General features: G+C 73.0%; 12 protein-coding genes. 6 read left to right on the top strand and 6 right to left on the bottom strand.

Annotation, left to right across the window (positions count from 1 at the left end; translation table 11 throughout):
- The first annotated feature begins 339 nt into the window (after positions 1–339).
- The gene (locus ACIRB4_RS14485; protein WP_403291145.1) at positions 340–1,341 is read left to right on the top strand and encodes a phosphatase PAP2 family protein; all 1,002 of its coding nucleotides are present in this window, start codon (positions 340–342) and stop codon (positions 1,339–1,341) included.
- A gap of 114 nt (positions 1,342–1,455) precedes the next feature.
- Here the strand turns inward: ACIRB4_RS14485 and ACIRB4_RS14490 are convergent, their stop codons facing one another.
- Complete coding sequence (locus ACIRB4_RS14490; protein ID WP_403291146.1) at positions 1,456–1,674, bottom strand: I78 family peptidase inhibitor; 219 nt, start codon at positions 1,672–1,674, stop codon at positions 1,456–1,458.
- A gap of 398 nt (positions 1,675–2,072) precedes the next feature.
- On the opposite strand from ACIRB4_RS14490, the gene ctaD reads away from it, so the two are divergent.
- Entirely contained in the window at positions 2,073–3,779 is a 1,707-nt protein-coding gene (gene ctaD / locus ACIRB4_RS14495) for a cytochrome c oxidase subunit I (protein WP_403291148.1), read from the top strand.
- Here ctaD and ACIRB4_RS14500 read toward each other — a convergent pair.
- The 4 genes from ACIRB4_RS14500 to ACIRB4_RS14515 all read right to left on the bottom strand — a co-directional run bounded on the left by ACIRB4_RS14500 (position 3,724) and on the right by ACIRB4_RS14515 (position 7,991).
- Positions 3,724–4,704, bottom strand: coding sequence for a helix-turn-helix transcriptional regulator (locus tag ACIRB4_RS14500; protein ID WP_403291150.1), 981 nt, complete (start codon positions 4,702–4,704; stop codon positions 3,724–3,726). The genes ctaD and ACIRB4_RS14500 overlap by 56 nt on opposite strands.
- A gap of 140 nt (positions 4,705–4,844) precedes the next feature.
- Complete coding sequence (locus ACIRB4_RS14505) at positions 4,845–6,119, bottom strand: glycosyltransferase family 4 protein (protein WP_403291152.1); 1,275 nt, start codon at positions 6,117–6,119, stop codon at positions 4,845–4,847.
- 68 nt (positions 6,120–6,187) lie between these two features.
- On the bottom strand, positions 6,188–7,483 hold the full coding sequence (locus ACIRB4_RS14510) for an ABC transporter substrate-binding protein (RefSeq protein WP_403291153.1): 1,296 nt from the start codon (positions 7,481–7,483) through the stop codon (positions 6,188–6,190).
- Complete coding sequence (locus ACIRB4_RS14515) at positions 7,461–7,991, bottom strand: hypothetical protein (protein ID WP_403291155.1); 531 nt, start codon at positions 7,989–7,991, stop codon at positions 7,461–7,463. The genes ACIRB4_RS14510 and ACIRB4_RS14515 overlap by 23 nt, the downstream gene beginning before the upstream one ends.
- 99 nt (positions 7,992–8,090) lie before the next feature.
- On the opposite strand from ACIRB4_RS14515, the gene ACIRB4_RS14520 reads away from it, so the two are divergent.
- From ACIRB4_RS14520 to ACIRB4_RS14530, 3 genes are read left to right on the top strand one after another with little or no spacing between them, the layout of a single operon-like run.
- Positions 8,091–8,507 (top strand): hypothetical protein, encoded by a 417-nt coding sequence (locus tag ACIRB4_RS14520; protein ID WP_403291157.1) that lies wholly within the window; start codon positions 8,091–8,093, stop codon positions 8,505–8,507.
- Positions 8,495–11,104, top strand: a complete 2,610-nt coding sequence (locus tag ACIRB4_RS14525; protein ID WP_403291159.1) for an ATP-binding cassette domain-containing protein — start codon at positions 8,495–8,497, stop codon at positions 11,102–11,104. Before ACIRB4_RS14520 ends, ACIRB4_RS14525 begins: the two co-directional genes overlap by 13 nt.
- On the top strand, positions 11,101–11,754 hold the full coding sequence (locus ACIRB4_RS14530; RefSeq protein ID WP_403291160.1) for an ATP-binding cassette domain-containing protein: 654 nt from the start codon (positions 11,101–11,103) through the stop codon (positions 11,752–11,754). The genes ACIRB4_RS14525 and ACIRB4_RS14530 overlap by 4 nt, the downstream gene beginning before the upstream one ends.
- Positions 11,755–11,806: 52 nt before the next feature.
- On the opposite strand, the gene ACIRB4_RS14535 is transcribed toward ACIRB4_RS14530, so the two are convergent.
- A complete protein-coding gene (locus ACIRB4_RS14535; RefSeq protein WP_403291162.1) occupies positions 11,807–12,442 on the bottom strand; it encodes a transglycosylase family protein in 636 nt (211 codons plus the stop codon).
- Between the two features lie 204 nt (positions 12,443–12,646).
- On the opposite strand from ACIRB4_RS14535, the gene ACIRB4_RS14540 reads away from it, so the two are divergent.
- Positions 12,647–13,429 carry a hypothetical protein gene (locus ACIRB4_RS14540; RefSeq protein ID WP_403291164.1) on the top strand — a complete coding sequence of 261 codons (783 nt, stop codon included), beginning with the start codon at positions 12,647–12,649 and terminating at the stop codon, positions 13,427–13,429.
- The last annotated feature ends 109 nt before the right edge of the window (positions 13,430–13,538 follow it).

Below are 13,538 nucleotides of genomic sequence, written 5' to 3' on the forward strand. Positions count from 1 at the left end.
CCCGGCATCGACGGGCGAGTGAGCCGCCAGCGTACGCGAGTTCAAGCGCCGAGCGCGTGGTGCAGCTCTCACCCCGGCGGGCCCGGGAGTGTGGCGTACGCCACTCCGCCCGCGCCGCGCGCTGCCCGGAATTCGGTGCGGACAACCGCTTGAAGCATTTCCCCTGCGTACAAACAGACTTCCGGAAAGTCACTCACCGGCAATTGGGCGAGAGGTCATCGGATTCTCCGACCGGGGCCGGTAATAATCCCCCGACTGAGACCAACTCCACATCACATCGTCATCACGAAGAGACCGGATCGACCAGGGTCGCTACTCACTCCCTGTAACGTCGATTGGGTGCGTACCGACATCTTTGCCCGGCTGGACCGGGAGCCGGAACCGCCGAAGATAGAGGTCCCGCGGATGACCCGCACGCGTCTCGCCCTCTTCGGCGGGACGTCGGCGTTCTATCTCGCCATCGTGGTGGCCGTACTGCTGTCGACCTGGTTGGTGACCCTCGACTGGAAGATCATGCTCTTCCGGCCCTATCAGCAATGGCCGGAGCTGCACGCCTTCCTGGACTACTACGTCGTTCTCGGTCAACGCGGCCCGACGGCCGTGATGGTGGCGGCCTGGCTGGGCTGGCGCTCATGGCGTCAGCACACCCTGCGGCCGCTGCTCACCCTCGGCGCGGCACTGTTGCTGCTCAACGTCACGGTCGGCTCGGTCAAGATCGGGCTCGGCCGTCTCGGTCCCCACTACGCGACACAGATCGGATCGGCCGAACTGTTCGCCGGCGGCGATATATTTCCGTCCGGACACACCGCCAACGCGGTCGTGACCTGGGGGATCCTGGCGTATCTGGCGACCACTCCCCGGGCCAGACGCTATCTGTCGGCCCTCTCGGCCGTGGTCGCGCTGGGCGTCGGCCTCACCACCGTCTACCTCGGTACGCACTGGCTGAGCGATGTGCTGCTCGGCTGGGCCGCCGGCCTGCTGATCCTGCTCGCGCTGCCCTGGTGCGAGCCGCTGATCGCCAGGGCGGAGGCGCTGATCCTCAGCCTGCGGAACCGGCTGCGCGAGCAGGTGCGGGCCCGTCGCCGGCTGGTGCCGTCGCTGCCCGTCGCGACCGGCGGTCCGCGCACGGCACCGCACCCGCCGCGTCCGTCGGCCGCCGAGGAGCCGGTACGGGAGATCATCGGGTCCAGGACCGGCCGGCCGGCCGCCGGGCGCGGGGACGGGCGGCTCGCTCCGCCGCTCACCGCCTCCCGGACGCACGCCGTGCGGTCGGAGCGGACTCCGGTCGCCCCGGCGGGCAGCCGTCGGCCGTCGCATTCGCGGCCGCTCACCGGCGGCTGAACACCCCTCACGACCCCATGGGGAAGGGCCCCGGCTCCGGCCGGGGCCCTTCCCCATGGGTCCTTGTGTCCTCGACGGCCCGCGTCCGTCTCCGTCCCCACCTCCGTCCGCGCGCTAACCGAGCCAGCAGCGGATGACGGTGCCCTGGTCCACCTCGAAGTTGATGCGGCCCTCCAGGTACTCCATCGTGATGATCGAACCGGGGGGCAGGGAGCGCACCACGTTCCAGCCGCGGATTCCGGCGAGCTGCTCGGCGCGCTCCGCGTCGAGCCCCACATAGGACTCCGGGGAGCCGTCTTCGGGCGGTACGGGAGAGGTCGGCTTCGATGTCATGCGCCTCACGTTAGGCGGCGCCGGACGGTGACGGAAGTGACGGAGGCGCGGAGCGCGTGAGACGCCGCAGCAAGCCCACGTACCTCACCGGTCACGCTTGTGTCACAGGTTCTCGACATATGTTTGACACGAACACCGTCACTCGATCGAGCAGTTTCCGGCCGTTTCCCCGGCAATTCCAGGCGGCTCTCGACAGATCGCGCCGCCGCTTCGGAATTGCGTTCCCGGCTCGCCCGAAGGGAATTGCAGAGCCGCCGCACTTCCCGGTGGCATTCACGCTTTCCGCGCATGTTTCACACGCTGTCCGCCAACCGGACCAAGCCCGTCCTGTGCGCCTCCCGCTGTCCCGGCACCATCGCGAGCATCATGTCCGGACGGTCGGACCTCCGGAGGCAGCGATGGGTACCGAGACCGCGGCCGCTGTCGTCGAGTCGGCGCGCGAGCGGCACGGGCGGATGGTGATCGACTGGCTCACCACGACCGATCACAAGAAGATCGGCCACCTCTACCTGGTCACGTCGTTCCTCTTCTTCCTGGCCGCCGGTCTCATGGCGATGCTGATGCGGGCCGAGCTGGCCCGCCCCGGGCTCCAGCTGGTGGACAACCAGCAGTTCAACCAGGCGTTCACGCTGCACGGCACGATCATGCTGCTGCTCTTCGCGACACCGACCTTCGCCGGCTTCGCCAACGAGCTCGTGCCGCTCCAGATCGGCTCCCCCGACGTCGCCTTCCCCCGCCTGAACATGCTCTCGTACTGGCTGTTCCTCTTCGGCGGCCTGATGGTCATCGGCTCGCTGCTGCTGCCGACGGGACCGGCCGCCTTCGGCTGGACGGCCTACGCCCCGCTCAACAGCCTGGAGCGCTCCCCCGGCGTCGGGCCCGACCTGTGGATCATGGGTCTCGCGCTCTCCGGCTTCGGCACGATCCTCACCTCGGTGAACTTCCTGGCGACGATCATCGGCATGCGGGCACCGGGCATGACCATGTTCCGCATGCCGATCTTCACCTGGAACGTGCTCTTCACCGCGATCCTGGTCCTGATGGCCTTCCCCGTGCTGGCCGCCGCGCTGCTGGCGCTGGAGTCGGACCGGCGCTTCGGCTCGGTGGTCTTCCAGTCCGAGAACGGCGGGGCGCTGCTGTGGCAGCACCTCTTCTGGTTCTTCGGCCATCCCGAGGTCTACATCATCGCCCTGCCGTTCTTCGGCATCGTCAGCGAGATCATCCCGGTCTTCGCCCGCAAGCCGATCTTCGGGTACACCACGCTCATCGCCGCCACCATGTCGATCACCGGGCTCTCGGTGGTCGTGTGGGCGCACCACATGTTCGCGACGGGGGCGGTGCTGCTGCCGTTCTTCTCGATGCTGTCCTTCCTCATCGCCGTGCCGACGGGGGTGAAGTTCTTCAACTGGACGGGGACGATGCTCAAGGGCTCGCTCTCCTTCGAGACCCCGATGCTCTGGTCGGTCGGCTTCCTCGTCTCGTTCCTCTTCGGCGGACTGACGGGGATCGTCCTGGCCTCGCCGCCGATGGACTTCCATGTGACCGACACGTACTTCGTCGTCGCCCACTTCCACTACACCGTCTTCGGCACCGTCGTCTTCGCGACCTTCGCCGGCTTCTACTTCTGGTGGCCCAAGTTCACCGGCCGACTCCTCGACGAACAGCTCGGGAAGATCCACTTCTGGACGCTCTTCGTCGGCTTCCACACCACGTTCCTGGTCCAGCACTGGCTCGGCGCGGAAGGCATGCCGAGGCGCTACGCCGACTATCTCGACGCCGACGGGTTCACCGCTCTCAACACCGTCTCGACGATCGGCTCGCTCCTGCTGGGCGCCTCCACACTGCCGTTCCTCTACAACGTCTGGCGGACCGCGAAGGAGGGGAAGAAGGTCGAGGTCGACGACCCGTGGGGGTTCGGCCGTTCGCTGGAGTGGGCGACGTCCTGCCCGCCGCCCCGCCACAACTTCCTGGCCGTGCCCCTGATCCGCTCCGAGGCTCCGGCGTTCGACCTGCACCACCCGGAGTTCGCCGCCTACGAGCGGGACCGGCTCAGGCCCGCGACGGCTCCTGAGAGCGGTGAAGGGCACGATCGATCCGGTCCCTGACCGCCCGCATCCGGTCGTCGAGCGTCCGCGGCTCGACCACCTCGAACTCGAGCCCCGTCATCACGATGTGCAGGACCAGGTGGTCGAGGCTCGCCGCGCCCGTGCGCAGCAGGCAGGCGCTCTCCCCGTCCGCCTCCAGGACGCCGTCCATGGGTCCGACGACCGTGGCCGCCTCGGCGAGCGGGACGTGCAGCCGGATCGTCGCCTCGGTGGCGTAGGCGCCGGTGGAGACGCCCCGCGAGACATAGGCGGCGAGATCCTCGGCGGGCGGCTCGCGGGGCGGGAACCGGGGGCCGTGGGGCGGCTTGGGCTCGATCCGGTCGGCCCGGAACGTACGCCACTGGGCACGGTCGACGTCCCAGGCGACCAGGTACCAGCGGCGCTCGGTGCACACCAGGCGGTGCGGCTCGACGGTGCGGCGGGAGGCCGCGCCGCCGTGGTCGCGGTACTCGAAGCGGAGCCGTTCGCCGTCCCGGCAGGCGTTCGCGAGTTCGGTCAGGACGGCCGGGTCGATCTGGGCGGACGGGGTGCGCAGCATCGGTACGGTGAAGGCGTTGAGCGCGCTCACCCGGCTCCGCAGCCGGCCTGGCAGGACCTGTTCCAGCTTGGCCAGGGCGCGTACGGAGGTCTCGCCGATGCCCTCGATGCCCTGGCCGGCGGCCGTGCGCAGCCCGACGGCCACGGCGACGGCCTCCTCGTCGTCGAGGAGCAGCGGCGGCAGTTCGGCTCCCGCGCCGAGCTGGTAGCCGCCCCCGGTGCCGGGGCTGGCGTTGACGGGATAGCCCAGCTCGCGCAGCCGGTCGACGTCCCGCCGTACGGTCCTCGGCGTGACGCCGAGCCGCTCGGCGAGGGCGGCGCCGGACCATTCGCGGTGGGCCTGCAGCAGCGAGAGCAGGCGCAGCAGTCGTGCGGAGGTCTCCAACATGGGCCGAGTCTCCCAGCCGTCGAGGACAGCCACGGTCCTCGATCCCCTCGGCTCTCGGCCGTCGCCGGTCCTCGGGGTCCGTCGGCCCCGGCACCCCCGGCCCCGGGTCGGAGGGTCGAAGGAAGCAGACGGGGCGGAGGTCAGCGGAAGCGGCGCACCAGCACTCCCGCCTTCGCCTTCAGGCTGTAGACCGCGTCGACGACCGTACCGGCGCCCCGGTGCAGGGCCTCCCCGGCGCGTCCGTGGGTGCGGGTGCTCGCGCCCCGGGCGAGGAGGGCCGACCAGATCTCCTCGTGCCGGGCGGCGATGCGGGCCGGGTCGAAGCGCTCGGACGCCGCGAGGGCCGCCCGCGCGGTCTTCGCGCGCAGTTCGTCGTCGTTGACGAGTTCGAGCAGGGCCCGGGCGATCGCGCCGACGTCGTCGACCGGCACCAGACGGCCGTCGACCCCGTCCTCGATGATCTCGCGGGGCCCGTGCGGGCAGTCGGTGGAGACGACCGGCAGTCCGCAGCGCATCGCCTCGACGATGGTCATGCCGAAGGACTCCTGCCGCGAGGTGACGGCGGCGAGGGAACCCTTGGCCCACTCCGGCTCCATCGGGTGGGCGGTGCCCATGAGGAAGACGTTCTCCCCGAGGCCGCGCCGCTCGATCTGCCGGGCCAGCGTCTTCTTCAGGTTGCCGGCGGCGTCGCCGGTGCCGTAGATCCGCAGCTTCCAGTCGGGGCGGGCCGCGGCCACCTCGGCGAAGGCGTCGATGAGCACGTCGTACCGCTTGACCGGGGTCAGCCGGCCCGCCGCGACGACGATCTTCGCGGTGGGGTCGGCCGGCGGCACGCTCGGCGCGGGCACGCTGTTGGGCACCGCGTCGATCCGTACGCCGGGCAGCGCGAGCTTCCGGTAGGAGCGGGCGTCGGCCTCGGTGACGGTGGTGACGGCGTCCAGGAGCGCGTACTCGTGGCCGATCTCCCGGCGGAGCCGGTAGCTGTGGCTGTCCAGGATCAGATGCTCCTGGCCGACGAGGACGGGGCCGCGCCGGGCCTGCCTGGCCAGCTGCACGTTGAGACCGGGGCGCGTGGCGACCAGCACGTCGGCCTCCACGGTGCTCAGGTGCTCGCCGATCCGCGCGTCGGTCAGCGCGCTGTACTGCTTCCACCGCCCGTCGCCGCGCGGGAAGACCCGGGCGGGCCGGGCGAAGTCCGGGTGCTCGCCGTCGTAACCGGCGCTGTTCTTGCGCAGGTCGACCAGGTGACGCAGGGTCACCCCGGCCGGAACGCCGAGGATCGGCTCGTCGCGGTGGCGGAAGACGGAGACGATCTCCACCTCGTGACGTTCCGCCAGCTCCTGGGCGAGGGTGAACGTCGTCCGGATAGTGCCCCCGATGTGGTAGCCGTTGTGAAGCAGAAAGGAGATACGCATCGCGCTGCCGGTCCCCCCGGTCAAGTGGTCGTCGGGGGGCGACTGTACTGGGTGCCCGGGCCGCCGGTTCACGGTCGGTAGCCGAGCTGGGGAACGGTGGCGCAGTTCGTGTTCATGTCTCCCTGGGTGACCCAGCCCCGCCCGTCCCGCCAACGCGCCACCGACAGACAGGTGTGACGGGTCTTCGGGGGCTCGGCGAGCTTCTCGAACCGTACGGGCAGCAGCAGGCCACGGGCCGTGTACGGCTCGGGCCGGTTGACGAAATCCTCGACGCACGCGCGCGTGAGACCGCCGCCGGCGAGGCAGGAGCGTGCCGCGTCGGTGAACCACATGGCCGCCGCCCATCCCTCCAACTGCCACTGGGACAGCAGCGGCCGGTCACCCATCGCCGCCCGGAAGTCACGGACCGCCGGATGGCCGGTGTCCTCGTAGTTGCGGCTGGAGCCCGTCACGAACAGAGCCTGCCGGCAGACCGGGGACTTCGCGTAGTCGCGGGGCACGGCGGAGGACCAGTTCTGCACGTTCGTCACCTTGGCGGTGACCCGGACCCCGACGGCGTCCATCGCCTCGCACAGCCGGGCGTTGCCGTGCGTGTCCAGGGCGTCGAAGACGAGGTCGGCGCCCTGGGCCTTCAGATCGGCGGCGACGGCCCGGAAGTTGGGCAGCGCGAAGTCGACCTGCTCGTGGACGACCCGGTAGCCCTCGGCCCGCAGTCCGGCGGCGACCAGCCGGGCGTACGCGGCGGAGGCGGCCTGGTTGTAGGCGACGACCGCGGCGGTACGGGCGCCGTGCTCGCTCCTGAACCAGCGGTAGACCTCGGTGCCGCCGTACAGGACCCCGCCCCAGCCGGGGGAGGCGCCGGTGCGCGGGGCGGAGCTGCCGTAGATCCCGTACAGATGCGGATAGGTGTCGTACGCCGGGGTGAGGGGCTGGCCTCCGATGTCGGGGACACCGGCCTTCGCGACCTGGGGCGCCCCGGCGTACTCGAGCGCGGTCGTGGCGACCAGGGCGAACACCTCGCGTTCCCGGACCAGCCGGTGCACGCACGCGTTGTTGCCGACGCCGCTGCCGCCGTCGTCGCAGGTCACGACCTCCACCCGGCGTCCGTTCAGGCCGCCGCGCGCGTTGAGGGCCTCGAACCAGGCGCGGGCGCCGTCGCGCGGCCCGGTGAACGCGTCGCCGCCGACGGGGCTGGTGGCGCTGGAGATGATGCCGACGCGGAGCGGCTCACCGCCGGAGGGGTGGGCGGTGGGCCGCGTCTCGAACGCGCGCTCCGGCAGCCGGCTGCCGCACGCCGTGACCAGGGCGAGCAGCGCGGCGAGCAGCAGCGCGGCTCCCGCGTCAGCAGCCCGGAACGGTCGCACCGCTGAGCTGCACCAGACCGCAGAGGGTCTTCTGGGACACCTTCCACACGTCGCCCTGGTGGACGGAGGTGCCCTTGGAGTCGGGCAGTGCGGGGTTGCCGGCGACGAGCAGGTCGTAGGTCACGTCGGCGTTGTTGGGCGAGGTGAACTGGACGCCCTTGACCTTCGCCGACGTCATGGCAGCGTTCTTGTCGCCCTCGAAGGCTCCGAGGACGGGCCGCATCCTCTCGCCGTTCTCCAGCAGCTTGACCTTCTCGGCCGTCGGGGTCTTCGGGTCGAAGAAGGCGGTCCAGTTCTTGGTGATCTCGGCCTTCGCCGCGTCCGGGTCGGCGAGCCGGCCGGTCTCCGCCGCGGGCGGCGACGTGGGCGCGGGCGGCACCACCGGAGTGCCCTCGTTCGAGGGGGTCTCGTCGTCCGCGCAGCCGGCGAGCGCCGGGCCGAGGGCGAGGGCCGCCACGGCTGTCAGGGCCGCGATCCGAGAACGTCCACCGAGTCGACTGAGAACCATCTGGCTCACCACCGGATGTCTGTTCAGGCCGGGCGGCCTGATGATTCCAGGGTGTTCCGTATCGCGGGATAGCGCAAAAAAGAGGCGAGGGAGGCTCCCGTGCCGTCATCCCGGGCGCCGCTGTGGTGCGGCCTCGCGGCCGCCGCCGTGGGCGCGGTGCTGTGCGTCCTGGGCTGGTACGGCGTCTCCGGTGAGCGGTTCGCGGAGCGGCAGCTGCCGTATCTGGCCTCCTGCACGGTCCCGGGCGCGGCACTGATCGTGGCGGGCGCGGTGCTGATCGGGACCGCGCCGGCCGGCCGCGGGCCCGTCCGTGCCGCGAAGGAGCGGGCGGGCGGGCCCGCGGCCGAACCGGAGGAGCCGCCCGCGCCCTCGTCCGAGGCTCCGCCGGTCCGGGTCCCCGGCGGGACCCTCGCGCACCGGCCCGACTGCCCGTTGGTGGCCGGCCGGGACGACGCCCTGCCGGCGGGGGACTCGGAGCTCGCGCCCTGTCCGGTGTGTGAGCCGTGGCCTCGCTGACATACGACCTGACCCTGGCGGGCCTCGCCGTGGGCAGCGCCGCCGCGCTCACCGGGATCGGGCTGATCGTCACGTACCGCACGACCGGTGTGCTGAATCTGGCGCACGGCGCGGTCGCGATGGTCTGCGCGTATCTGCTGCGGCAGCTGGTGGTGGAGTGGGGTTGGCCGCTGCCGCTCGGAGCCCTGCTCGTTCTGCTCGTGGTGGCGCCGGGCATCGGTCTGGTCCTGGACCGCGGGGTGTTCCGCCCGCTGGCGCTGCTCGGCTCGAACCCGGCGCAGACGCTGGTGGCCTCGATCGGCGTCTTCGTGCTGCTCGTCGGCGGGGCGGCGCTCGTGTGGGGTCCGGGGGCGCGGGCCGACGCCCCGGTGCTGCTCGGCGACGACCCGTGGGCGCAGCTCGCGGCGGTGGTCCTCCTCGCCTGTCTGGTGGGGGCGGTGACGCGGTGGAGCCGGTTCGGCCGGGAGCTGCGGGCTGTGGTCGACAACCGGCCGCTGGCGATGCTCGGCGGGATCGACGCGGACCGGGTGTCGGCGGCGGGCTGGGCGTTCGGCTCCTTCACCGCCGGACTCACCGGCGTGCTGCTCGCCCCGTACGTCCGGCTCGACCCGTACGGGATGCCGCTGCTCGTGGTCGAGGTGATCGCGGTCGCGGTGGTCGCGCGGATGCGGAGCCTGCCGGTCGCGATCGGGACGGCTCTGGCGCTGGGTGTCGCGCAGGCGCAGCTGACCCGGCTGCACCCGGAGGGGTGGGCGGGGCCGCTGGTCCAGGCGGTGGGCGCGAACCTGTTCGTGGTGGCGCTGCTGGTGGCGGCGCTCGCCCTGCCGGGTGTGGGCGGCCGGGGCCAGGACGTGCTGCCACCGCCGACCGGTACGGGCCGGGTGCCGGGCGGCGTGTGGGTGACGGCCGGCGTCCTGTTCCTGCTTCCCCTGGGGTTCGCGGGGTCGGACCTCCACACCTCGGTCCAGGTGCCCGCGCTGGCGATCGTGCTGCTCTCCCTGGTGGTGGTGACGGGCCGGGGCGGGCAGATCGCGCTTGGGCAGGCGGCGTACGCGGGGCTCGGCGCGCTCTTCACGGCGCTGCTGGCGGCGGGAGGGCTGCCGGAGCTGGTGGCCCTGGCGGTCGCGGTGCTCCTGGTGGCGCCGCTGGGTCTGCTGACGGGGTGGCCGGCGATCCGGCGGCACGGCCTCGCGCTGGCGCTCGCGACGCTGGCGGTCGGGGTGGCGGTGAGCCGGTTCGTCTTCGCCCAGCCGTACGCGACGGCCGGCCTGGTCCTCGGGCGCCCGGCCGGCTTCGGGGACGACCGCGTGTACTACGTCCTGGAGCTGGCCGTCCTCGGCTGCTGCCTGGCCCTGGTCGCGGCGCTGCGCCGGGGCCGTACGGGCAGGGCGCTCGCGGCGCTGCGGGACCACGAGTCCGGCGCGGAGGCGGCCGGAGTACGAGTGGCCGGTCTCAAGCTCCTCGCCTTCGTCCTGGGGGCAGCTCTGGCGGCCCTGGGCGGCGGCCTGCTGGGCATGGGCCTGCGCGCCTTCGACCCGGAGGCCTACGATCCGGTCCGCGGTCTGCTGTGGTTCGCCGCGATCCTCGTCCTCGGCGCGGACAGCCTCCTCTCCCCGCTGGCCGCCGCGGCCCTCCTGGTCGGCCTGGACGCGGGCACGAGGGGCGGTGTGGCGGCGGCGGTGGTGGGCGCGCTCGCGGCCCTGGTGGGCCGCGTCCCCCCGCTGACGTCCTGGCTCCCACGGATGACACCGCCCCGGGAGGCCCACCGTCCTCCGAGCACGGAACCGCCGGGCTCGGGAGGGTCACCTGCGGGGGGTGCGGAACCTCCCGGTCCGCCGGGGCGGGCACAAGGGCCCGAGGATGGCGCCCCACCGGCCGGCACACCGGTCGGGAAGGTCGTCCCGCCTCCCCCCGCGTTCGGCCCCGCACGGGCCCCCGAGCCGTCGCCCCCCGCGCGGCTTCACGCGCACGGGTTGAGCCTCACCTACCCCGGGGGGCTCACCGCCCTCGCCAACGTCACCCTCGCCCTCGTCCCCGGTCGCGTCACCGCGCTCGTCGGGCCCAACGGTGCCGGTAAGAGCACCCTCTTCGACTGTCTCGCGGGGACCCTCCGCCCCACCCGCGGCCGTGTCGTCCTCGACGGCGAGGACATCACCGGGCGGCCCGCCCACGCCCGTACCCGCCTCGGCGTCGCCCGGACCTTCCAGCAGCTCGCCGTCTTCCCCTCCCTCACCGTCGAGGAGAACGTCCGGCTCGGCGCCGAGCAGGGCCACGTCCGCGACCCCGCCGCGACCGGACAGGCCCTGCGCCTCCTCGGTCTGGCCGGTCCCGTCCGCCACCGCCCCGCCGCCGGTCTGCCCACCGGGACCCTGCGCCGCGTGGAACTCGCCCGCGCCCTCGCCGGCCGCCCGCACACCCTCCTCATCGACGAGCCCGCCGCGGGCCTGGACGCCGCCGAGACCGACGCCCTCGCCCGCGTCCTCGCCGCGCTGGCCGCCGACGGGCTCACCGTCCTGGTCGTCGAGCACGACCCCGACCTCGTGGCCGGCATCGCGCACACCGTGCACACCATGGAAGGCGGCCGGATCGTGTCATGAGCGTCGAGATCGCGCTGCGGGCCGCCCGCGTCCGCTACGGCCCCCTGGAAGCCCTCCACGGCCTGGACCTGCCCGTGCCGGCCGGGGCGGTCACCGTCCTCCTCGGCCGCAACGGCTCCGGCCGGACCACCGCGCTGCGGGCCCTCGCGGGCACCGTCAGGCTCGCCTCCGGACGCGTGGTGTGGCACGGCGCCGACGTGACCCGGCTGCACGCCCACGACCGGGCGCGCCGCGGGCTGTGCTTCGTACCGGATCTGCGGGCCGTGTACGCGACCCTGACCGTCGCGGAGAACCTCGACCTGGCCACCGGCGACCGCCGCGCCGAGGCCCTGGAGGCGTACCCGGAGCTCGCCCCGTTCCTCGCCCGGCCCGCCGGCACCCTCTCCGGCGGTGAGCGCCGGATGCTCGCGCTCTCCCGCGCCGTGGCGTCCCCCGCCCGCGTGGTGCTGGTCGACGAGCCCGCCCTCGGCATGTCCCCGGAGGTGTCCTCCCGTACGTACCGCCTGCTCGCCGCCCTCGCCGAGGAGGGCGGCGCGGCCGTCGTGCTCGCCGAGCAGCGCCTCCCGCCCGGCCTGCCGCCGGGCACCCTGGCGCACGAACTGCGGCGCGGCTCCCTCGCGTTCAGCGGGGAGGCCGCCGAACTGCGGTGAGCACGCCGGACACCGCGCCGCGCACGCCTCGGGCGAGACTTCCGGATGCCCCCTAGAGCGGCGCGATCCGCAGCATCGTGCCGGTGACGATCCGGTTCGGGTCCGGGCCGATCAGGGCGCGGTTCGCCTCGTACAGCGCCTTCCAGCCGCCCCTGATCCCGAAGCGCCGGGCGATCGAGCTGAGGGTGTCCCCCGGCTGGACCACGTGGGCCCGGCCGCTCAGGCCGTACCGCTTCGAGCAGACCGGCCAGGCCTCCCAGCCCTGGACCCGCAGGACGTCCTCGGCGACGGTGATCTGCTGCTGACGGGTCGCCAGGTCGGCGCGCGGGGCGTAGCGCAGTCCGCCGAACTCGACCCAGGTCGGCTGCGCGAACTGGAGTCCGCCGTAGTAGCCGTTGCCCGTGTTGGCGTTCCAGCGGCCGCTGCTCTCGCACTCGGCGACGCAGCCCCACGGCCACTGGTCCTGGGCGCACGACGCGGCGCCGGAGTCCCACGGGCCGCCGGAGTCCCAGAGGGCGCCGGAATCCCAGGCGTCACTGGAGTCCCACGGGGCGCCGGAGTCCCAGGGAGCTCCTGGGGCGCCCCACGTCCCCGGGGGAGGATCGTCCGCACGCGCCGGCGCCGGAACCAGGGCGAGCAGCGCGGCGACACAGACACCGGCGGCCCGAGAAAATCGGATCTTCGACATCGACGCAGGCTAGGCACCCGGACACGCCCCGGCGCCGTGCCGCGCGGTACGGCAGCCGTCCCCCACCCGGTCGGAGTCACGGAGCGGTCGTACAACTTGCCGGACCGGGACGCGTGACCCCGGCCGAGGCTGACCCGTTGAACTCTTCATGAGACGAGCCGGGAACCGCCCGGTGTCGCACGTACCGAGTCCAGGGAGCCCCCCGTGCCGCGCATGCTCGACGTCAGCGAGGACGTACGCGCCGAGATCGGCGACGAAGAAGCCGACCGGCTGCTCGCCGGCGACAATGCCCCGGGCAGCTACGACTGCACCTCCTGCCGCACGCCGGGCGACTCCGAGCAGGAGCGCACGAGCACCGTGCTGTTCGTCGGCGAGGAGACCGCCGTGCTGGCGTTCGCCCACGCCAGCTGCATTCCGTCCCAGGTCGTCCAGGTCGCGGAGGAGCAGCTCCAGGGCGCCGTCCGCTCCATCGCCGCGACGGACGCGATCGACGCGCTCACCGCCGCCCACCCGGAGCAGGCCGTCCTCGGGGTCACCAGCGGGCTCGTCCTGATCGAGGGGGAGCTGCACCCCGCGCTGGTCGTCGAGCCGACCGCGCCGGTCGCCCGGCCGGGGTCGGACGGGCTGACCGACGAGTTCCTCCCGCTGCTGATCGAGCAGGGTTTCGCGCCGGTGTCCGACGTGAACCGGAAGCCGGGCACGCTGCCGGGCTGGTCGGTGCTGGTGGCGATGGGCCAGTTGCACTCCGTGCTGCAGCCCGGTACGGGCGGCGGCGGCCAGGTCGCCTGGTGGCAGGCCCACCAGCCGCTCCAGGTCACCGAGGGCTGGCGGGCGGCCGCGAACAAGTCGCACACGGTCCTCGTCTTCGCGGCGCCGGTGGGCTCGATCGGCCAGCAGCCGCGCGAGGACCTGCTGCGCGACGCGCTGGAGAAGGCGGCGGCCAACGGCCGTCTGGTGGCCGCCGCGATGCCGCTGGCCGGCACGTGAGGGAGCACGGGCGTCCGGGCTTAGGCCCCTCGGCGCGTCCCCCCGGGATGCCGAGCGTCCCCCGCCCCCGGCGGGCGCCTCTTTCGGAGAGCCGCCCGCATCCGACGGA

It is taken from the genome of Streptomyces sp. NPDC093600, from assembly GCF_044764755.1.
GTDB lineage: Bacteria > Actinomycetota > Actinomycetes > Streptomycetales > Streptomycetaceae > Streptomyces.

Bases quoted from the DNA above. Each gene is read 5' to 3' on its own strand.
- ACIRB4_RS14490 (WP_403291146.1), bottom strand. From the start codon at position 1,674: ATGACATCGAAGCCGACCTCTCCCGTACCGCCCGAAGACGGCTCCCCG.
- ctaD (WP_403291148.1), top strand. From the start codon at position 2,073: ATGGGTACCGAGACCGCGGCCGCTGTCGTCGAGTCGGCGCGCGAGCGG.
- ACIRB4_RS14500 (WP_403291150.1), bottom strand. From the start codon at position 4,704: ATGTTGGAGACCTCCGCACGACTGCTGCGCCTGCTCTCGCTGCTGCAG.
- ACIRB4_RS14505 (WP_403291152.1), bottom strand. From the start codon at position 6,119: ATGCGTATCTCCTTTCTGCTTCACAACGGCTACCACATCGGGGGCACT.
- ACIRB4_RS14515 (WP_403291155.1), bottom strand. From the start codon at position 7,991: ATGGTTCTCAGTCGACTCGGTGGACGTTCTCGGATCGCGGCCCTGACA.
- ACIRB4_RS14530 (WP_403291160.1), top strand. From the start codon at position 11,101: ATGAGCGTCGAGATCGCGCTGCGGGCCGCCCGCGTCCGCTACGGCCCC.
- ACIRB4_RS14535 (WP_403291162.1), bottom strand. From the start codon at position 12,442: ATGTCGAAGATCCGATTTTCTCGGGCCGCCGGTGTCTGTGTCGCCGCG.